The sequence below is a fragment of the Yersinia sp. IP36721 genome, from assembly GCF_003634395.1.
GTDB lineage: Bacteria > Pseudomonadota > Gammaproteobacteria > Enterobacterales > Enterobacteriaceae > Yersinia > Yersinia entomophaga.
Genome location: NZ_QCZL01000027.1, coordinates 31,888 through 52,631 on the forward strand (window position 1 = coordinate 31,888; position 20,744 = coordinate 52,631).

Consider the following 20,744-nt stretch of genomic DNA (forward strand, 5'->3'; position numbering starts at 1 on the left):
CTTACCTCGTTACCGCCAACCGGAAGGCATTTTCCAGATCGGCAATCAAATCTTCGCTGTCTTCAATACCCACGGAAATGCGTAACAAGCTGTCGGTGATACCCGCAGCAGTCCTTGCTTCCGCCGCCATACCCGCGTGAGTCATGGTAGCGGCATGGGAAATCAGGCTTTCCACGCCGCCTAATGACTCTGCCAATGTGAATAATTCCAAAGCAGAAAGGAAGCGGCGCAGCACCTGTTCATCTCCATCCAGTTCAAAACTGAGCATCGCACCGAAGCCAGACTGTTGGCGACAGGCAATTTCGTGGCCGGGATGTTGTGGCAGAGAAGGATGATACAGCTTTTTTACTAAAGGCTGCTGTTGTAAATAACCAACAATGTCATCCGCGTTGCGCTGCTGTTGAGCCATTCGCGGTGAAAGCGTTCGCAGGCCACGTAATAACAAATAGCTGTCGAAAGCCGCGCCGGTCACGCCAATATTATTCGCCCACCACGCCAGCTCTACCGCCAGCGCTGGGTCTTTGGCAATCACCGCGCCGGCAACCACGTCCGAGTGACCGTTGAGATATTTGGTGCAGGAATGGATCACCAAATCGGCACCCAGCGCCAGCGGTTGCTGCAATACCGGGCTGAGGAAGGTATTATCCACCACGGTCAGCGCGCCCACGGCCTGCGCCGCCTGGCAGATGGCTGCAATATCTACCACCCGCAATAATGGGTTGCTTGGGGTCTCAATCAGTACCAGCTTGGGTTTTTCCGCCAGCGCACGTTTTAACGCCGCTTCATCCCCTTGATCGACAAACAGCACCCGATAGGCACCGCGCTTACTCAGACTATCAAACAGACGATAGCTACCGCCGTAGCAGTCATGGGGCGCAACCAGTAAATCACCCGGCTGCAATAGCGTAGTGCAAACCAAATGAATCGCAGACATACCGGAGCTGGTCATTACCGCTCCCGCACCGCCTTCCAGCTCAGCCAGAGCACGTTGTACCACGTCGCGCGTCGGGTTGCCGCGTCGGGAATAATCGTGCGTTCTGGGCTGATTAAAATCGATAAAGTTATAGGTACTGGAGAGGTGAATCGGCGGAACAACACAGCCATATTGCTCGTCATCATTCAACCCGCTACGGACTGCTATTGTTGCCTGTTTACGTGTCATATTGGTTTCTGCCTGCCGGGACGCTAAAAATGTTACGTCAGATTAGACGCACAAAGAATGGACGTCAATACATCTGGACATCTAAACTTCTTTGCGTATAGATTGAGCAATGGAATAATACCCGCTAAAATTATAGCGGCTTTAAGTATCATTATGATGTCACGCTGATTTCAGCTATGCCCCGTGCAACAATCAGGGTATTAAGCAACAGGTTGAGTCTATTAATCACGGGCAAATTGCGTCCTTTCAGTGACTCTGGTCGAGTAAAACCGACATTTATTTAGTGAGAACACGGAAGATCGGGCATAATTGGCCGGTTTTCAGAATTTTGTATTTTTCCGACAAATTTAAGGTGTCCCATGGCTGAGTGGAACGGCGAGTATGTCAGCCCTTACGCTGAACACGGCAAGAAGAGCGAACAAGTCAAAAAAATTACGGTATCCATTCCTCTGAAGGTATTAAAAATCCTCACCGATGAGCGGACCCGACGCCAGGTGAATAACCTGCGCCATGCGACCAACAGTGAATTACTGTGCGAAGCATTTCTGCATGCCTTTACCGGGCAGCCGTTGCCGAATGATGAAGATCTGCGTAAAGAACGCAGTGATGAAATTCCTGAAGCAGCGAAGATTATTATGCGTGAGCTGGGTGTTGATCCCGACACTTGGGAATATTGATTTCGCAGTAATACCCAAAACAGCGGGTAACATGCTATCGAGACAATCTATCGACCTATCGACTCGACGAAGTCGCCTTCTGTCCACAGTAGGCGGCTTTATCCTACGTCAGGACATGATTTATATGGAATGACTGATTGGCAGACCTGAATCCTGCGATATACACAGTATTTAGGCAGATTGATGATGATTGAGAAGCAGAAATGAAAAAAGGCGCTAAAAGCGCCTTTTTCGTCTGACGGGCAGAGATTACTTCTTGGCACCCGGCACGCTGAAACGCTTGTTGAAGCGGTCAACACGGCCACCGGTAGCAACGTCACGCTGCTTGCCAGTGTAGAACGGATGGCATTCACCACACACGTCCAGATTCAGGTCATGACCAACAGTAGAGTTGATCTTGATTACGTTACCGCAAGAACAAGATGCAGTAACCAATTCGTATTTAGGGTGGATACCTTTTTGCATGGGAAACCTCTAATTTAGGCCGTGTCGCTATCCAGCCCTGTTCCGCCAGACACCACACGTAGTTAATAATAGGATTTGATATCGGATTATATCAAAGGCGGCGAATCATACAGAATTTGAGCAGCCCTCGCAATCGAATCCGCACATTGTGAATCACACAGTGTAAACTGTTCAATCTTTTTTTATCCAGGATGGTGTCATGTCCGTTGTTCAAGTTGCATTGCCGGTACCGCTTGCACGCTCATTCGACTACCGCTTAGGCAGTAATATGAGCAGCCCGGCGATCGGCGGGCGCGTTAGCGTCACCTTCGGCAAACGCAAAGCTATCGGAATCGTGGTGGGTCTTAGCGAAACCAGCGATTTCCCTCTTGAGCAGCTCAAACCTATTGAAGAAGTTCTGGATCAGGAAAGTTTATTCCCACCAAGCCTGTGGCGTATTTTGCGCTGGGCTGCGGATTATTATCACTATCCCATTGGAGAAGTGCTGTTTCACGCCCTGCCAATATTGCTACGACAGGGGAAACCGGCTCAATCCGCACCGCTTTGGCAATGGTTTGCAACCGAACAAGGCCGGGCTACGCCGCCGGAAAGCCTGAAGCGCGCCCCTAAGCAACAGCAGGCTCTGGCCGCGCTACTACAAAAACCTGTTTATCGTCATCAGGTTAATGAACTCGCCCTGACAGAAAGCGCCTTGCAGGCGTTACGCTCCAAAGGATTAATCGACCTCCGGGCGCAGGAACCGGCAACCACCGACTGGCGTACTCATTTCGAAGTGCTGGGCGACCGGCTGCGCCTCAATACCGAGCAGGCCACCGCCGTGGGTGCGATTCGCAGCGAAGATACTCAGTTTGCCGCCTGGCTGCTGGCTGGCGTCACCGGTTCAGGTAAAACCGAAGTTTACCTGAGCGTACTGGAAAATATTCTGGCGCAAGGGCGTCAAGCATTGATTCTGGTGCCAGAGATTGGCCTGACGCCGCAAACCATCGCCAGATTCCGCGAACGCTTTAATGCACCGGTGGAAGTCCTGCATTCCGGCTTGAACGATAGCGAACGTTTATCGGTTTGGCTGCGGGCGCGTAACGGCGAAGCGGCCATCGTTATCGGCACGCGTTCTGCGCTGTTTACGCCGTTTTCTCGCCTTGGCGTCATTATTATCGATGAAGAGCACGACAGTTCCTATAAGCAACAGGACGGCTGGCGCTATCATGCGCGGGATTTAGCCGTGTTTCGCGCTCGCGAAGAAAATATTCCCATTGTGATGGGGTCTGCCACGCCCGCGCTAGAAACCCTGCATAACGTGCAACTGGGTAAGTATCGTCAGTTAACCCTGACTAAGCGTGCCGGGAATGCCAAACCGGCGGCGCAGCATTTACTGGATTTAAAGGGTCTGCCGCTCAAAGTGGGCCTATCCCAGCCGTTATTACAGCGCATGAAAGATCATCTTAAAGCTGATAATCAGGTAATTCTGTTCCTTAACCGCCGCGGTTATGCTCCAGCGTTGCTGTGCCACGAATGCGGTTGGATCGCCGAATGCCAGCGTTGCGATCACTATTACACTTTGCATCAGAATCAGCGCCAGCTGCGGTGTCACCATTGTGACAGCCAGCGTCCGGTGCCTCATCAGTGCCCTCACTGCGGCTCTACCCATATGGTTTCCGTTGGCGTAGGAACCGAACAGTTGGAAAATGAGTTGGCACCGCTGTTCCCAGATGTACCGATCACCCGAATCGACCGCGATACCACTAGCCGTAAAGGCTCATTGGAACAGGCTTTGGCCGAGGTACATCAGGGTGGCGCGCGCATTCTGATCGGTACGCAAATGCTGGCTAAGGGTCACCATTTTCCCGATGTCACACTGGTGGCATTACTTGATGTGGACGGCGCGCTGTTCTCCGCCGATTTCCGCTCAGCCGAACGTTTTGCTCAACTGTATACGCAGGTTTCTGGCCGAGCCGGACGAGCAGGCAAAAAAGGCGAAGTGATCCTGCAAACCCATCATCCGGAGCACCCCTTGCTGCAAACCCTGCTGCAACGCGGCTACGATGATTTTGCCAAACAGGCTCTGGCAGAGCGCCAAAGCGTTTTTCTGCCGCCTTACACCAGCCATATTATTGTACGCAGCGAAGATCACGATAATCGACAGTCAGCGCTATTCCTGCAACAGCTACGCAATCTGCTGGAAGCCAGTCCGATGAAAGATGATGCTCTGTGGATCATGGGGCCAGTACCGGCGCTACAGGCCAAACGCGGTGGGCGTTTCCGCTGGCAACTCCTGCTCCAGCATCCATCCCGTCAGTTTCTACAAAAATTGATAAAAAGCAGCCAACCGCTAATCAACACTTTGCCTCAGGCAAGGAAAGTTAAGTGGACTTTAGACGTCGATCCCATAGACAGTTAGTCTTTAGCTTGTTAATTAATAGATACAGGTAGGGTTACAAGGCAAACGTTTACGGTGTGATCTGCGAGGCATATCGAAAAAAACTACTTATGTCACATTTTTCATGCAAATTAGGTAACAAATTGACCTCACTATCTGTATAGAATGACGTAAGGCATTAATTTTACCGAGACCACTCGGCTTGGAACGAACATCACCTCGCCGATCGGGAATCCCATTCGCGTGCGATAAAACATTAATATTCCGTGCTATTGGTAACAAACTATCTCAAAGCGTTGGTGCTGGCTCGGAGCCAGAGCAAGGAGAAAGGCGTTGGAACATAAGAAAGAATTCAGTATGGCGACCATGAAAGACGTTGCTGAAATGGCCGGTGTTTCAACCGCGACGGTTTCTCGGGCATTAATGAATCCGGAAAAAGTCTCGACCATGACGCGACAAAAAGTAGAGCAAGCCGTCCTCGCCGTGGGTTATTCCCCCCATGCCTTATCCCGAAATATCAAACGCAACGAGTCGCGTACTATTCTGGTCATTGTGCCGGACATCAGCGATCCCTTTTTTGCCGACATTGTTCAGGGTATTGAGCAAACCGCCGCCCAACAAGGCTATTTGGTGTTAATTGGCGACTGCGCGCAGCAAACCCAGCAGGAACGCACTTTCGTCAATTTGATTATTACCAAACAGATTGATGGGATGCTGTTACTCGGTTCCAACCTGCCGTTTGATGCCAGTAAAGAAGAACAACGCAACCTTCCACCGATGGTGATGGCTAACGAATTCGCGCCAGAGCTGGAGCTGCCGACGGTTCATATCGATAACTTAACCGCCGCTTTTGAAGCCGTACATTATCTGCATCAGTTGGGTCATACGCGCATTGCCACCATCGCCGGGCCAGAGACAATGCCGCTGAGCCATTATCGCTTACAGGGTTACGTACAAGCGCTGCGCCGTAATGGGATTGCCATTGAGCAAACTTATATTTTGCGGGGCAATTTCAGCTATGAAGCCGGTGCAGAAGCCTTTGCCGAACTGATGTCACTGCCGAAACCGCCAACGGCGATTTTCTGCCACAACGACGTCATGGCGATCGGCGCTATCTGGCAAGCGAAGAAGATGGGGATTCGTATTCCCGAAGATGTATCACTGGTTGGTTTTGACGATCTCAAACTGTCGCAATACTGCGATCCGCCATTGACCACGGTAGCGCAACCTCGCTACCAAATTGGTCAGCAAGCCATGTTACTATTACTGGAACAGCTACAAGGGAATAACGTTCAAAGCGGTTCTCGACTGTTAGATAGCGAATTAATCATTCGAAACAGTACCTGTAAGCCTAAAAGCTAGGCAAATATTATAGGGTTAAGTAACATGACTGACTTACTCCAACATCAAAACGCAGCGAAACGATAGTGGCACAAAGAGATTATGTAAGCCGAGGGCGCTCAGGAGCGCGGCGCAAGAGCACCAGCAAGAAGAAAAGCAGTGCTCCAAGAATATCGAAAACCCTGGTGGCGCTAGCCGGCGCCTTGTTGGTGGTATTCGTTGGTGGCCTCTATTTCATTACTCATAACAAACCGGGTGAACTCCCGCTGTTACCCAGCCATGATCCGCGCACGGGCAATGGATTACCGCCTAAGCCGGAAGAACGCTGGCGGTATATCAAAGAACTAGAAAATCGTCAGATTGGTGTAACGACGCCAACCGAACCTTCTGCTGGCGGCGGCATCGATGCAAAAACCCAGTTAACCAACGAACAGCGCCAATTATTAGAACAAATGCAGGCCGATATGCGGCAACAACCGACACAACTGTCGGAAGTGCCTTATAACGATGCCACTCAGGTTCCTCGTTCTCAGGTAACAATCAAGCCGCCAGTGAATGTTCAGCCACAGATTCAGCAACCGGTTAGCCAACCGCGCCAAACCGCGCCGGTAACAGCGCCATCAGCGCAGCAGCGGATGTTGCCGTCTAATCCGGCTCCGGTTACTCCGGCGGTAACGCCACCGAAGCCGGAAAAAGAGAAGGAAAAAGAAAAAACCCAGCGCTGGATGTTGCAGTGTGGTTCCTTCAAAGCAATGGATCAGGCCGAATCAGTGCGCGCGCAGCTGGCATTTGAAGGTATTGAGAGCCGGATTACTACCGGTGGCGGTTGGAATCGCGTGGTTCTGGGGCCTTATAGCACCCGCCCTGCGGCAGATAAAATGCAGCAACGATTGAAAGGCGCAGGTGTATCCAGCTGTATTCCCCTCTCTATTGGGGGTTGAAAAGTATCAATCCCCCCCCATTTATAATCTCAATATGCCTCGCGTTGTGTTGAACGATACAACGCGGGGGCTCATTCCGTCTGCAACGAGGGTTCGCTCGTGACAACAATTGTAAGTGTACGCCGAAATGGCCATGTAGTAATTGGTGGTGATGGTCAGGTCACTCTGGGCAATACCGTGATGAAAGGGAACGCTAAAAAAGTTCGCCGCCTATATAACAATAAGGTCATTGCCGGTTTTGCAGGTGGCACCGCTGACGCTTTCACTTTATTTGAACTCTTTGAGCGCAAACTGGAAATGCATCAGGGTCATTTGACCAAGGCCGCCGTTGAGTTAGCCAAAGACTGGCGAACCGACCGCATGCTGCGCAAACTCGAAGCGCTGCTGGCAGTCGCGGATGAAACCGCTTCGCTTATCATCACCGGTAACGGTGACGTCGTGCAGCCAGAAGATGATTTGATCGCTATCGGCTCCGGTGGGCCATACGCTCAATCCGCCGCGCGCGCGCTGCTGGAAAACACAGAATTAGGTGCTCGGGATATCGTTGAGAAATCACTGAGTATTGCGGGGGATATTTGTATCTATACCAACCGCTTCCAAACTATTGAAGAATTAACTTACAAGGCGTAAGGATAGAATATATGTCTGAGATGACCCCACGCGAAATCGTCAGTGAGCTTGATAGCTACATCATTGGCCAGGACAAAGCTAAGCGCGCAGTGGCGATCGCCCTGCGTAACCGCTGGCGTCGTATGCAGCTTAACGAAGAGCTGCGCCATGAAGTGACCCCGAAAAACATTCTGATGATCGGCCCAACCGGCGTCGGTAAAACCGAAATTGCCCGCCGTCTTGCAAAACTGGCGAACGCGCCGTTTATCAAAGTTGAAGCCACTAAATTCACCGAAGTTGGCTATGTTGGTAAAGAAGTGGACTCTATTATCCGCGATCTTACCGACGCCGCCGTGAAAATGGTCCGTCATCAGTCCATTGAAAAAAACCGTTACCGCGCTGAAGAACTGGCGGAAGAACGTATTCTGGATGTGCTGATTCCACCGGCTAAAAACAACTGGGGCCAGGTTGACGAATCTCAGGAGCCTTCCGCTACCCGTCAGGCATTCCGCAAAAAACTGCGTGAAGGCCAGTTGGACGATAAAGAAATCGAAATCGATCTGGCTGCCGCACCGATGGGCGTTGAAATCATGGCGCCTCCTGGTATGGAAGAAATGACCAACCAGTTGCAATCCATGTTCCAGAACATTGCTGGTCAGAAACAAAAACCGCGTAAAATCAAAATCAAAGAAGCATTCAAGCTGTTGATTGAAGAAGAAGCGGCCAAACTGGTTAATCCGGAAGAGCTGAAACAGCAGGCTATCGATGCCGTTGAACAGCACGGTATCGTGTTCGTGGACGAGATCGATAAAATCTGTAAGCGCGGCGAAACCTCCGGCCCGGATGTCTCCCGCGAAGGTGTGCAGCGCGACCTGTTGCCGCTGGTTGAAGGCTGTACCGTTTCGACCAAGCACGGCATGGTGAAAACCGATCACATTCTGTTCATCGCTTCAGGCGCTTTCCAGGTTGCCAGCCCGTCGGATTTGATTCCTGAGCTTCAGGGTCGTCTGCCAATCCGCGTAGAGCTACAGGCACTGACCACCGAAGATTTTGAACGCATTCTGACCGAGCCTAGCGCTTCCTTGACCGAGCAATACAAAGCGCTGATGGCAACCGAAGGCGTTACCATCGATTTTACTGCAGAAGGTATTCGTCGCATCGCAGAAGCCGCATGGCAGGTTAATGAGCGTACCGAAAATATCGGTGCCCGCCGTCTGCATACCGTTCTGGAACGTTTGATGGAAGATATTTCCTTCGATGCCAGCGAAAGTAACGGTTCATCCGTGACTATTGATGCTGAATACGTTGGGAATCATCTGGATGAGCTCGTAGCAGATGAAGATCTGAGTCGATTTATTCTATAATTTGGTTCTATTAGCGTCCGCTGGATAGATAAAAGTGGGAGGCTTGGCCTCCCCTTTTTGTCTCTGGCTGACATGGACTCACACAGACCGAAGCGAATTATGAGCTCATCAACTTCTACCAGCCAAGCTCAAGCCTGGCTAGAAAGCCTGCGGCCACGGACTTTACCACTGGCTTTTGCCTCTATTGTTACCGGCTCCGCCCTGGCTTATTGGCTCGACAGTTTTAAACCTGCGGTAGCGCTACTGGCCTTGATTACTGCCGGTATGCTGCAAATTTTATCTAATCTGGCCAATGACTACGGCGACGCGGTGAAAGGTAGTGATACCGAAGAACGCATCGGGCCACTGCGCGGAATGCAAAAAGGCATCATAACCCGCGAGCAGATGAAGAAAGCGCTGATTCTCACCGTTATTCTCACCATTATTTCCGGCGTAGCGCTGATTGCCGTTGCCTGTGAAAAACCGAGCGATATTCTGGGCTTTCTGGTACTCGGCTTGATGGCGATTGTCGCCGCCATCACCTACACCATTGGTAGTAAACCTTACGGTTATATGGGTTTGGGGGACATTTCGGTACTAATGTTCTTCGGCTGGCTAAGCGTGGCCGGTACCTATTATCTGCAATCGGGCCATTTTGACAGTCTGGTGATGCTACCGGCTACCGCCTGCGGTTTATTGGCCACTGCGGTGTTAAACATTAATAATCTGCGCGATATCGAAAGCGATGCGGCCAACGGCAAAAATACCCTCGCCGTGCGTTTGGGCCCACAGCGCGCCCGTTATTATCACGCCGTATTAATCACCGCCGCGATTGCCTGTCTGGCGTTGTTTAGCCTGCTTTATCTGCACCGCTGGACCGGCTGGATCTTTGTTCTGGCTATTCCGCTACTGGTAAAACACGCGATTTATGTACTGCGCGAGCCAACCGCCGCAGGCATGCGTCCGATGCTGGAACATATGGTAAAAGCTGCGCTGCTCACCAATATCCTGTTTGCCGTTGGTCTGGTATTTAACTAACGCGCCTTTTTCTGCCAATTCCCAGAAAACCCTGCGGATTGGCAGAATTTAACAATTGATGATTTTGCCAACAGTAGCCAGAAAGGGATATACTGACTATCCCAGCCGCAACCAGACATTAATCCTATGAAATATGATACTTCCGAACTCTGTGACATCTATCATGAAGAGATAAATGTGGTAGAACCTCTGTTCTCCAATTTTGGCGGACGTACTTCATTTGGTGGCCAAATCACGACCGTAAAATGCTTCGAAGACAACGGGTTACTCTTTGACCTACTTGAGGAGAACGGGCGTGGACGCGTGCTGGTCGTTGACGGAGGTGGTTCAGTGCGCCGAGCGCTGGTCAACGCAGAATTGGCTAGCTTGGCGGCCGCGAATGAATGGGAAGGCATTGTGGTTTACGGTGCCGTCCGTCAGGTAGACGATCTGGCCGAACTGGACATTGGCATTCAGGCTATGGCTGCTATTCCGGTAGGTGCTGCTAGCGAAGGCATCGGCGAAAGCGATATTCGCGTGAACTTCGGCGGCGTAACTTTCTTCTCCGGCGATCATCTGTATGCTGATAATACAGGGATTATTCTGTCGGAAGATCCGCTGGATATCGAATAACACCGACTCGGTTATACCAAACGAATTCTATAAGAAAGGGCGATATAAATATCGCCCTTTTGCTTTTGCGCTTAATCGGTTGCCAGCGCTATGGATGCCGAGAATAACCTCAGACCTCTTCCATTTTACCCAGCAGTGCGCGCAGACGATCCTGCCATACGTGCTGTTCTTGCTTTAGCTGCTCATTTTCACGCACTAACGCTTCACGGTTACCCGCTGCGTCCTGAACCTCTTGGGACAGGGTGTTGTTTTTTTCTTTCAGCTCTTCAATTTCCATCTGCAACAAAGTGATGGTATCAATCGCCTGCTGAACTTTACCTTCCAGTTTCTCAAATACTTCAAATGACATTCTTTAGTCCCCTCATGATCGCAAGGCGTACATCTATTGGTAGCGGTCGCATTTTGAAGATGCAACCACTGCGAATATCCATCGCGCTATATATTCATCGAACTCGGTAACAAGCGCTGTATTTTAACGCGCCCCCGTAAACAGCGGCGCAGCTTGATTAAAACGATTGTATGTAGCCTGTCTCCCCCTGTCTAGCGACATACCGGCACAAAGCACAGTCTCTCGCAATTTACCTAGCGCCACTATCAGCAAATGCTGAAAACCTGCGGCCTGTTATCGCGTCATATTTTACATATTTACAACAATGGAAAGTAAAAGCACTGGTCTGATCACACTTTCAGAAAGCACTAACACCCACGCGTTACGCGAATTCGCTCATTTTTATGACAAGGCACACAGATTTCGATTTCGCTATTTCTCGTTTGTGCTCGTTAACGATAAATTCACATAAACCCCAAGGATGAATTTGGGGAAAAAACAATAAATACCCTATAACTCTCTGTCTGTAGGACATCACTATGAGCCAAACATCAAGTCCGACCCTAAAAGGCCAGTGCATTGCGGAATTTCTTGGCACCGCTTTGCTGATATTTTTTGGCGTTGGCTGTGTTGCCGCATTAAAATTAGCCGGTGCAAGTTTCGGCCAATGGGAAATCAGTATTATCTGGGGTCTAGGCGTCGCCATGGCCATTTATCTAACGGCAGCCATTTCAGGGGCGCACCTTAACCCCGCCGTCACTATCGCTCTGTGGCTGTTTGCCTGTTTTGATCGCAAAAAAGTCCTTCCTTACATTGTGGCTCAGGTTGTTGGCGCATTCTGCGGCGCGGCTCTGGTCTACGGCCTGTACTACGGCCTGTTTGTTGATTTCGAACAAACCCACCAAGTGGTACGCGGCAGTAGCGAAAGCCTGAATCTGGCAGGAATTTTCTCTACTTACCCAAATGCCCACATCACCGTTTTCCAAGCTTTCCTGGTTGAAACCGTGATTACCGCCATTCTGATGTGCCTGATTCTGGCGTTGACCGACGACGGTAACGGCATTCCACGCGGCCCGCTGGCTCCCCTGCTGATTGGTATCCTGATTGCGGTTATTGGTGCTTCGATGGGGCCATTGACTGGCTTTGCGTTGAACCCGGCTCGTGATTTCGGCCCTAAGGTATTTGCTTATCTGGCTGGCTGGGGCGATATCGCCTTCACGGGCGGGCGTGATATTCCTTACTTCCTGGTACCGATTTTCGGACCTATAGTAGGCGCATTATTAGGTGCATTCGGCTACCGCGCACTGATTGGCCGCCATTTGCCATGTGACGTCTGCGTTGTGGAAGAAGATGCTTCCACCAGCACCACCGAACGTAAAGCGTAATCCAGACACTGGAATAAACGGTAACTAAAGCAGGCTTATTATTATGACAACAGAAAATAATACTGAAAAAAAATACATCGTTGCTCTCGACCAAGGCACCACCAGCTCCCGCGCCGTGGTGCTGGATCATGACGCCAACATCGTGAGCGTTTCCCAACGGGAATTTACCCAAATTTATCCAAAAGCCGGCTGGGTTGAACACGACCCAATGGAAATCTGGGCTACGCAAAGCTCAACTCTGGTAGAAGTGCTGGCAAAAGCCGATATTCGCTCCGATCAAATCGCCGGTATCGGTATCACCAACCAGCGTGAAACCACCATCGTATGGGAAAAAGAAACCGGTAAGCCAATTTATAACGCCATTGTCTGGCAGTGTCGTCGCACCGCAGAAATCTGCGAAAAACTGAAAAAAGACGGGCTGGAAGAGTATATCCGCCACAATACCGGCCTGGTGGTTGATCCCTATTTCTCCGGCACTAAGGTGAAATGGATTCTGGATCACGTGGAAGGCGCTCGTGAACGCGCCAAACGCGGCGAACTATTATTCGGTACCGTGGACACATGGTTAGTGTGGAAGATGACCCAAGGACGGGTACACGTCACGGATTTCACCAACGCATCTCGTACCATGATGTTCAACATTCATCAGTTGGATTGGGATGAGCGCATGCTGGAAGTGCTGGATATTCCGCGCGCCATGCTGCCAAAAGTGCGTTCTTCTTCTGAGATTTATGGGCAAACCAACATCGGTGGTAAAGGCGGTACTCGTATTCCAATCGCCGGTATCGCGGGTGATCAGCAGGCCGCGCTGTATGGCCAGCTGTGCGTTCAACCTGGTATGGCGAAGAATACCTATGGTACCGGCTGCTTCTTGCTGATGAACACCGGCAAAGAGGCGGTACGCTCCAATCACGGCCTGTTAACCACTATCGCCTGCGGCCCACGCGGCGAAGTGAACTATGCGTTAGAAGGGGCGGTGTTTATCGGCGGGGCTTCCATTCAATGGCTGCGTGACGAATTGAAACTGATCAGCGATGCCGCCGATTCCGAATACTTCGCTACCAAAGTGAAAGACAGCAACGGCGTTTACGTCGTGCCAGCCTTCACTGGACTGGGCGCGCCTTACTGGGATCCGTATGCCCGTGGCGCAATCTTCGGTCTGACTCGCGGCGCGAACAGCAACCACATTATTCGCGCAACGCTGGAATCCATCGCTTATCAAACTCGCGACGTGCTGGATGCGATGCAGGCCGATGCCAATACACGCCTACAATCCCTGCGCGTAGACGGCGGTGCGGTAGCCAATAACTTCCTGATGCAGTTCCAGGCAGATATTCTGGGCACTCGCGTTGAACGTCCTGCCGTACGTGAAAGCACCGCATTGGGTGCCGCTTTCCTCGCTGGTTTAGCCATCGGTTTCTGGAACGATCTGGACGAAGTTAAGAGCAAAGCAACCATTGAGCGGGAATTCCGCCCAAGCATCGAAACGACGGAACGTAACTACCGTTACAGCGGTTGGAAAAAAGCCGTGGCCCGTGCTCAAGCCTGGGAAGAACACGACTAATATTGTCAACTTTCGCATCGCAGCAGCCAGAGCTGTAATTTGAAAGAGTACATGCATGACCCATCACGCGCTGTCGCTCCCCCCGGCAGCGCGTTTTTTATCCCTTCGCCCCTGCCGCCACGCCCCAGTGTGATAGAATTCCCGCTCTATATCCGTTTTCCCATTCTGCAATTAACAGGTCGAGCCATGAAACGTGAATTAGCCATCGAATTCTCCCGCGTAACCGAAGCCGCCGCCTTGGCGGGCTACAAATGGTTAGGTCGGGGTGACAAAAATGCCGCCGACGGCGCTGCCGTACGAGCTATGCGCATTATGCTCAACAAGGTCAATATCGATGGCCGGATCGTGATCGGCGAAGGGGAAATTGATGAAGCCCCGATGCTGTTTATCGGCGAAAATGTCGGGACTGGCGAAGGAGATACGGTAGATATCGCCGTTGACCCTATTGAAGGCACCCGCATGACCGCAATGGGCCAATCTAACGCTCTGGCTGTTTTGGCGGTTGGTGATAAGGGCACCTTCCTACATGCGCCTGATATGTATATGGAAAAACTGGTGGTCGGCCCGGGAGCCAAAGGCGCAATTGATCTCAATTTACCGTTGGCTGATAACCTGAAAAATATCGCCCATAAACTCAATAAACCGTTATCAGAACTGACGGTTATTACGCTGGCTAAGCCACGCCACGACGGTGTGATTGCCCAAATGCAGCAAATGGGCGTCAAAGTGTTTGCCATTCCTGACGGTGACGTCGCGGCCTCTATCCTAACCTGTATGCCGGAAAGCGAAGTGGATGTGATGTACTGCGTCGGCGGCGCGCCGGAAGGGGTTATTTCCGCAGCGGTCATTCGCGCACTGGACGGCGATATGCAAGGGCGTTTGTTGCCGCGTCATGAAGTCAAAGGGGACAACGAAGAAAACCGTCGTTTAGGAGAGCAAGAGCTGGAGCGCTGTCTGAGCATGGGCATCGAGGCGGGTAAAGTACTGCGTCTGGACGATATTGCTCGTAACGATAACGTGATCTTCTCAGCGACCGGTATTACCAAAGGGGATTTGCTGGAAGGTATTTATCGTAAAGGGAATATGGCCACCACGGAAACCCTGTTGATTCGCGGTAAATCCCGCACCATACGCCGCATTCGCTCTACTCACTTCCTCGATCGTAAAGACGAAGCCTTGCACGAATATCTGCTGTAATTCATCCGACTAAGCAAAAAAATGATAAGGGCACCGAATCACAAGTGCCCTTAACGTCACTAAACCATATGTTCCTGGCGCTGCATCCGATGAGACAGCGGCCACCAGCACAGCAAAATCAACAACGCCATAGCAAACATCAGCAACCCAAGACTAAACTGCCCGCTCTGCGGTAACATCGCCGATAGCCAGGTTGTCAGGCCGGAGCCGATATTCTGCAAGCCTCCCACCAAAGCACCTGCGGCACCCGCCAGGTATGGGAAAGGTTCCATCGCCCCGGTCGTTGCCAGCGGGAATAACATACCCGCGCCAAAGAAGAACAAAGCGGCAGGAATGATCAGCGTCCAGATATTCATGATGCCAAACCAACCGGGAATCCACATCATCAGCCCCGCCAGCAGGCAGCTAATCACTGAGTGCCACATTAAATTATGGAAAGTTCGCCCTTCCCGCCCCGCATACCAAGCCCCGAAAAATGCCGCCGGTATTGGCAGGATAAATAGAATACTGACCGTCAGGCCGCTGAGACCCAATACGCCGCCCATTAATACGCCGGAGCTGGCTTCAAACACCGCAATCCCAGCCAGAGCGCCAATCAGCATCACCAGATAACAGCTAAAAGAACGATCAGATAATAAGGTATAGAAACTGGCCAGCATGCGCGGTTTCTCCGCTCGTTCAGGGCGCGTTTCTGGCAGCCAGCGGAACATGCAAAAAGCCACGCCGCTGCACAATAAGAGTAAAAAAGCGTAGCAGGCGCGCCAGCCAAACCAGCTTGCCAACACGCCACCAATAATGGGTGCCAATAGCGGGCTGACCAAAATCCCCATATTCAACATACTGTTGGCATAACGTAGCGAAGTACCGGCGTATAAATCACGCGGCATGGTACGCGCCATCACACCTGCGACACCGGTGCCCATGCCTTGCAAAGCGCTGGCCGCCACCAACATCGGTAAATTATTAGAGAACAAAGCGCCTAACGCACCGAGCATAAATATCGTCATCCCCGCCAGAATAACTGGACGGCGACCAATGCGGTCAGATAAAGGCCCGTAAATCAACTGCGAAGCACCATAGGTCAACAGATATGCAGCCATAACCCGCTGTACGGCTCCGGGGCGTACGGCAAGATCCTGAGCGATTTCAGCAATCACCGGGACATAAATGGTCTGGGCCATCTGGCCGACAGCAACCAGAATGATTAACATCAGCAGCAGGTGAAAATTCTCTATTTTTCTCATGGTCTTAAGTAATATCTCAATGCAGATTACATGCTTTTTCCTGCGAAAATTTCGGGCAAATCGCAGTACACCTTTAGTTATGGCGCATAAGCTATCAAATTCATAACTTATATCCAGCTAGAGTAAGATTTTGGCAAATAGTACTTTGGCAGTAAAAACGACCGCAACGTAAATTAATCTGTACATCATCAACTGGATTTTAATAAAAATACCCACACTTTATGCTGATAACATTTAATCGATAATGGTTTCGAGCCAAATCCCATAAAATGCCTCCATCGCTATTTACATCATGAGCACATCTGAATAACGGGAGTTGTAAGCATGGCTGAATGGGTCAGTGGTAAAATCACGCACGTTGAACATTGGACGAACGCCTTGTTCAGCATTCAGGTTGACGCGCCAATAGATACCTTTACTGCCGGTCAGTACGCCAAACTGGCACTGGATGTCCACGGTGAACGGGTACAGCGAGCCTATTCCTACGTTAATGCTCCCAGTGATAACAAGCTTGAATTCTATTTGGTCAACGTTCCGGAAGGGAAACTCAGCCCTCGCCTACGTCAGCTTCGGGTCAACGATGAAATTATGGTGACCAAACAAGCCGCAGGTTTCTTCGTTCTGGAAGAAATCCCTGACTGCAACACCCTGTGGATGTTAGCGACGGGTACCGCCATTGGCCCTTATCTGTCGATTTTGCAGGAAGGTCGCGATTTGGAACGTTTCAACAATCTGGTACTGGTTCACGCCGCACGCTTTGCTCAGGATCTCAGTTACCTGCCGCTAATGCAGCAACTGGAGCAACGCTACAATGGCAAACTGAGAATTCAAACCGTGGTCAGTCGTGAAGAGTCCCCCGGTTCTCTGACCGGACGCGTACCTGCGCTGATTGAACATGGCCTGCTGGAAGCGGCGGTAGGTTTGAAGATTGATAGCGAACGCGATCACATCATGCTGTGCGGCAACCCGCAGATGGTCCGCGATACGCAACAGACGTTGAAAGATCAGCGTCAAATGAAAAAACACCTGCGTCGCAAACCCGGCCATATCACCAGCGAACATTACTGGTAACTCGAATCAGCCGTTAAATTTGGTCGAAAAAAAGGGCGCTAAGCGCCCTTTTTCATCTAAATAGCCCGTTATTGTTTTTTCTCAGGCAAAAACTTCACCGGATCTGGTTCCGGGCCAAAACGATTATCGCCTTCGTGACCCAGAAATGCGCCGCAATCAATCAGCATCATGACAATAATCAGCGTGGGAATGAAACGCCCAACGCCCCACTGCCAGATCGGCGCCAACATTTGCCAGTTTCCAGCCATCAGCATCCAGGCCAGCACCACCAACAGCGCCCACCAACCGACTTTATTGCGATCGTGCAGGCGTTTTACCACAACTGCCGCCGTTGGCCACAGCAGAAAAACAATCGCAAAGGCGGCGGTTTGCATCGGCAATATCTCTTGCCCGGCAAGCGTAAAAATAGTCGCCATGGCCAGTAGCCACAGGCCGATCCAAATCCAAAAATCACGACGGCCAATCCGGCCTTTAAACGAAAAACACCATTGCTGAATGGTCATAGAGATTCGATTCCATTTCTTCGAAATTATTGCGCCAAAGTGTACCCTAACGCCGAGCTTAACGAATAATCTTTGCGGGGATTTTTGACAACGGCTACCGAATACCGTTTTAATCTTCCACACACTCCCTTAACTACGGCGTAAGTCATGAGAAATACCATAGCCGCTGTGCTCGCCATTTTAGTGCTAATGGCCACGGTTAGCCGCACAGCTCATGCTGACCCAACGGATAATAGCGGCGCTCCGGTGCCGAACAACCAACCCACTGCGCCCTATCTGCTATCAGGGGCACCGACTTTTGATTTAACCCTGGTAAAATTTCGCGAAAGCTACAACCAGGCCAATCCATCATTACCTATTAATGAATTTCGGGCCATTAGCGCTAAAGATGAGGGCAGCAATCTGACCCGTGCTGCCAGCAAGATTAATGAAAATCTTTATGCCTCAACGGCGCTGGAAAAAGGCACCGGTAAAATTAAAACTCTGCAAATTACTTATTTACCGATTAAAGGTGATGAAGAGAAAGCTGCAAGGCTGGTCGCTATCAGCTATATGGCAGCGTTGATGCGTCAGTTTGAACCCACCTTATCGCTACAGCAAAGTCTGGATAACGTACTCAAACTGCTAGCGCAGGGAAAAGGCTCCCATTTCCATAGCCATGCTGTCGGTGCGATCCGCTATGTAGTGGCAGATAACGGCGAAAAAGGGCTAACTTTCGCTATTGAACCGATTAAGCTGGCACTATCCGAGCCATAATCTCGGCGTAATTAATGACAAAAAGCAAAGCCATTGCCATTAATCATCTCTATACTGTTGGGCAGGTAAACTGCCGGTCCGGCAGTCATTATTATTGACCCTCGCGTCCCTGGTTGGAGGAAGAAACATGCGTCATCCATTAGTTATGGGTAACTGGAAACTGAACGGTAGTACTCACATGGTTAACGAGCTGATCGCTGGCCTGCGTAAAGAGCTGAGCAATGTTGACGGCTGTGGCGTTGCCATTGCTCCACCAGCAATCTATCTGAGCCAGGCTAAACACCATCTTTCCGGTAGCCGTATTGCTCTGGGCGCTCAGAACGTCGATGTTAATCTTTCCGGCGCATTTACCGGCGAAACTTCAGCAGAAATGCTGAAAGATATCGGTGCTAAATACATCATTATCGGTCACTCCGAGCGTCGTACTTATCACCACGAAAGTGATGAGTTCATCGCCAAAAAATTCGGCGTACTGAAAGACGCTGGCCTGATCCCAGTACTGTGCATCGGTGAATCTGACGCAGAGAACGAAGCGGGTCAAACTGAAGCCGTTTGCGCTAAGCAACTGGACGCAGTGCTGAACACTTTGGGTGCAAAAGCATTCGAAGGCGCGGTTATCGCTTACGAACCAATCTGGGCCATCGGTACCGGCAAATCAGCCACCCCAGCGCAGGCGCAGGCTGTTCACAAATTCATTCGTGACCATATCGCCAAACAAGATGCTGCAGTAGCTGAACAAGTTATTATTCAGTACGGCGGTTCTGTTAACGATAAAAACGCTGCAGAACTGTTCGCTCAGCCGGACATCGACGGCGCATTGGTTGGCGGCGCATCTCTGAAAGCTGACGCTTTCGCAGTTATCGTTAAAGCCGCAGCTAAAGCGAAAAAAGCATAATTCACGTTTAAATACGTAAAAATGCAAAAACCCCGGTAACGGGGTTTTTTTATGTCTGAATCTCAATGCCGTTTAGCGCTTATTGATCTCGTCAAATACGCCGCCGGTAGCAAAATGCACCTGTTGGGCTTTGGTCCACCCGCCGAAAACCTCATCTATGGTAAATAATTTCAATGTTGGGAATTCGCTGGAAAATTTGGCCGCTACTGTCGCATCACGCGGACGATAGAAGTTTTTCGCCGCAATGGTCTGGCCTTCTGGCGAATACAGATACTTCAGGTAAGCATCGGCGACTTCACGGGTTCCACGTTTTTCGACGACTTTGTCCACTACCGAAACCGTCGGCTCAGCCAGAATGGAAACGCTCGGCGTCACAATATCAAACTGGTCTTTGCCCAATTCATTCACCGCCAATAGGGCTTCATTCTCCCAGGCAATCAATACGTCGCCAATACCGCGCTCAACGAAGGTATTTGTCGCGCCACGCGCACCGGAGTCCAGCACTTCAACATTTTTATACAGCGTTTTGACGAATTCCTGCGCCTTCGCCTGATCGTTATTGTTGTGCTCCAGAGCGTAGCCCCAGGCCGCCAGATAGTTCCAGCGAGCGCCACCGGAAGTTTTCGGATTCGGCGTAATCACGGAAATCCCCGGTTTTACCAAATCTGACCAATCGTGAATTTGCTTGGGATTACCTTTACGCACCAGAAAAACGATGGTTGAAGTATAAGGAGCAGAATTATCCGGCAGGCGCTTAATCCAGTTCTTATCAATCCGACCACGTTCAGCGATTGCGTCCACATCGTAGGCCAAAGCTAGCGTCACGACATCGGCTTCAATACCATTGATAACTGAGGTTGCCTGCTTACCAGAGCCGCCGTGCGACTGACGTACCGTGACTTTATCCCCAGTTTGCTGCTGCCAGTGTTTACTGAAAGCCTGATTATATTCCTGATAGAATTCCCGCGTTGGGTCGTAAGAAACATTCAACAACTGAATATCTTTTGCCACGGCACCTGATGCCACCAGCATTAATGTTAAACCTACACCCCATTTGCGCATCGCCCGCTCCCCAGAATTTATATAATCAACCCCAATAGGTTGGATAAGATAAAGCCTGCCAGAAACTAAGCTAACGATTAAAGAATAAAAAATACCCTATTATATCTTTAAGAAATATACGTTCCGTAAAATGCAAAAAACCCCCGCGAGCGGAGGCTTTTTTCAGACCTGGAA

The 20,744-nt window shown here is 50.6% G+C and carries 20 protein-coding genes; 14 read left to right on the forward strand and 6 right to left on the reverse strand.

Annotated elements, in window-relative coordinates; all coding sequences use genetic code 11:
* Nucleotide 1: 1 nt before the first annotated feature.
* Complete coding sequence (gene metB, locus DBA33_RS17345; protein ID WP_064514534.1) at nucleotides 2–1,162, reverse strand: cystathionine gamma-synthase; 1,161 nt, start codon at nucleotides 1,160–1,162, stop codon at nucleotides 2–4.
* A gap of 359 nt (nucleotides 1,163–1,521) precedes the next feature.
* Here metB and metJ point away from each other — a divergent pair, with 359 nt between their 5' ends.
* Entirely contained in the window at nucleotides 1,522–1,839 is a 318-nt protein-coding gene (gene metJ / locus DBA33_RS17350; RefSeq protein WP_049601594.1) for a met regulon transcriptional regulator MetJ, read from the forward strand.
* Nucleotides 1,840–2,088: 249 nt separating this feature from the next.
* On the opposite strand, the gene rpmE is transcribed toward metJ, so the two are convergent.
* A complete protein-coding gene (rpmE, locus tag DBA33_RS17355; RefSeq protein ID WP_049601591.1) occupies nucleotides 2,089–2,304 on the reverse strand; it encodes a 50S ribosomal protein L31 in 216 nt (71 codons plus the stop codon).
* Between the two features lie 199 nt (nucleotides 2,305–2,503).
* Between rpmE and priA the strand changes: the two genes are divergently transcribed.
* From priA to rraA, 7 genes are all read left to right on the forward strand, one after another.
* Nucleotides 2,504–4,702, forward strand: a complete 2,199-nt coding sequence (gene priA, locus DBA33_RS17360) for a primosomal protein N' (protein ID WP_064514536.1) — start codon at nucleotides 2,504–2,506, stop codon at nucleotides 4,700–4,702.
* Between the two features lie 312 nt (nucleotides 4,703–5,014).
* A complete protein-coding gene (gene cytR / locus DBA33_RS17365) occupies nucleotides 5,015–6,043 on the forward strand; it encodes a DNA-binding transcriptional regulator CytR (RefSeq protein ID WP_064514539.1) in 1,029 nt (342 codons plus the stop codon).
* A 65-nt stretch (nucleotides 6,044–6,108) separates the two neighbouring features.
* Nucleotides 6,109–6,963, forward strand: coding sequence for a cell division protein FtsN (gene ftsN / locus DBA33_RS17370; protein ID WP_064514541.1), 855 nt, complete (start codon nucleotides 6,109–6,111; stop codon nucleotides 6,961–6,963).
* Between the two features lie 99 nt (nucleotides 6,964–7,062).
* The gene (gene hslV / locus DBA33_RS17375) at nucleotides 7,063–7,593 is read left to right on the forward strand and encodes an ATP-dependent protease subunit HslV (RefSeq protein WP_004719528.1); all 531 of its coding nucleotides are present in this window, start codon (nucleotides 7,063–7,065) and stop codon (nucleotides 7,591–7,593) included.
* An 11-nt stretch (nucleotides 7,594–7,604) separates the two neighbouring features.
* A complete protein-coding gene (hslU, locus tag DBA33_RS17380; protein WP_064514543.1) occupies nucleotides 7,605–8,936 on the forward strand; it encodes an HslU--HslV peptidase ATPase subunit in 1,332 nt (443 codons plus the stop codon).
* Nucleotides 8,937–9,035: 99 nt separating this feature from the next.
* Nucleotides 9,036–9,953, forward strand: coding sequence for a 1,4-dihydroxy-2-naphthoate polyprenyltransferase (locus DBA33_RS17385; protein ID WP_064514545.1), 918 nt, complete (start codon nucleotides 9,036–9,038; stop codon nucleotides 9,951–9,953).
* Nucleotides 9,954–10,079: 126 nt separating this feature from the next.
* On the forward strand, nucleotides 10,080–10,565 hold the full coding sequence (gene rraA, locus DBA33_RS17390) for a ribonuclease E activity regulator RraA (RefSeq protein ID WP_064514546.1): 486 nt from the start codon (nucleotides 10,080–10,082) through the stop codon (nucleotides 10,563–10,565).
* 109 nt (nucleotides 10,566–10,674) lie between these two features.
* Here rraA and zapB read toward each other — a convergent pair whose 3' ends face one another.
* Nucleotides 10,675–10,914 carry a septal ring assembly protein ZapB gene (gene zapB / locus DBA33_RS17395; protein WP_049601572.1) on the reverse strand — a complete coding sequence of 80 codons (240 nt, stop codon included), beginning with the start codon at nucleotides 10,912–10,914 and terminating at the stop codon, nucleotides 10,675–10,677.
* Between the two features lie 518 nt (nucleotides 10,915–11,432).
* Here zapB and DBA33_RS17400 point away from each other — a divergent pair.
* From DBA33_RS17400 to glpX, 3 genes are all read left to right on the forward strand, one after another.
* Nucleotides 11,433–12,278: an MIP/aquaporin family protein gene (locus DBA33_RS17400; protein WP_120806884.1), complete on the forward strand. Its 846-nt coding sequence runs from the start codon at nucleotides 11,433–11,435 to the stop codon at nucleotides 12,276–12,278.
* Nucleotides 12,279–12,321: 43 nt separating this feature from the next.
* Nucleotides 12,322–13,842, forward strand: coding sequence for a glycerol kinase GlpK (gene glpK, locus DBA33_RS17405; RefSeq protein ID WP_049601565.1), 1,521 nt, complete (start codon nucleotides 12,322–12,324; stop codon nucleotides 13,840–13,842).
* A gap of 186 nt (nucleotides 13,843–14,028) precedes the next feature.
* Nucleotides 14,029–15,039 carry a class II fructose-bisphosphatase gene (gene glpX, locus DBA33_RS17410; RefSeq protein ID WP_120806894.1) on the forward strand — a complete coding sequence of 337 codons (1,011 nt, stop codon included), beginning with the start codon at nucleotides 14,029–14,031 and terminating at the stop codon, nucleotides 15,037–15,039.
* Nucleotides 15,040–15,098: 59 nt separating this feature from the next.
* Here the strand turns inward: glpX and emrD are convergent, their stop codons facing one another.
* Nucleotides 15,099–16,283 (reverse strand): multidrug efflux MFS transporter EmrD, encoded by a 1,185-nt coding sequence (gene emrD, locus DBA33_RS17415; RefSeq protein WP_120806885.1) that lies wholly within the window; start codon nucleotides 16,281–16,283, stop codon nucleotides 15,099–15,101.
* Between the two features lie 324 nt (nucleotides 16,284–16,607).
* On the opposite strand from emrD, the gene fpr reads away from it, so the two are divergent.
* Complete coding sequence (gene fpr / locus DBA33_RS17420; protein ID WP_064514552.1) at nucleotides 16,608–17,354, forward strand: ferredoxin--NADP(+) reductase; 747 nt, start codon at nucleotides 16,608–16,610, stop codon at nucleotides 17,352–17,354.
* Nucleotides 17,355–17,422: 68 nt separating this feature from the next.
* Here the strand turns inward: fpr and DBA33_RS17425 are convergent, their stop codons facing one another.
* Nucleotides 17,423–17,857, reverse strand: a complete 435-nt coding sequence (locus tag DBA33_RS17425; RefSeq protein WP_064514554.1) for a DUF805 domain-containing protein — start codon at nucleotides 17,855–17,857, stop codon at nucleotides 17,423–17,425.
* A gap of 147 nt (nucleotides 17,858–18,004) precedes the next feature.
* On the opposite strand from DBA33_RS17425, the gene DBA33_RS17430 reads away from it, so the two are divergent.
* Nucleotides 18,005–18,613: a DUF1454 family protein gene (locus tag DBA33_RS17430; RefSeq protein ID WP_064514559.1), complete on the forward strand. Its 609-nt coding sequence runs from the start codon at nucleotides 18,005–18,007 to the stop codon at nucleotides 18,611–18,613.
* A gap of 127 nt (nucleotides 18,614–18,740) precedes the next feature.
* Nucleotides 18,741–19,508 carry a triose-phosphate isomerase gene (tpiA, locus tag DBA33_RS17435; protein ID WP_064514561.1) on the forward strand — a complete coding sequence of 256 codons (768 nt, stop codon included), beginning with the start codon at nucleotides 18,741–18,743 and terminating at the stop codon, nucleotides 19,506–19,508.
* 72 nt (nucleotides 19,509–19,580) lie between these two features.
* Here tpiA and DBA33_RS17440 read toward each other — a convergent pair whose 3' ends face one another.
* Nucleotides 19,581–20,570 carry a sulfate ABC transporter substrate-binding protein gene (locus tag DBA33_RS17440; RefSeq protein ID WP_120806886.1) on the reverse strand — a complete coding sequence of 330 codons (990 nt, stop codon included), beginning with the start codon at nucleotides 20,568–20,570 and terminating at the stop codon, nucleotides 19,581–19,583.
* Between the last annotated feature and the right edge of the window lie 174 nt (nucleotides 20,571–20,744).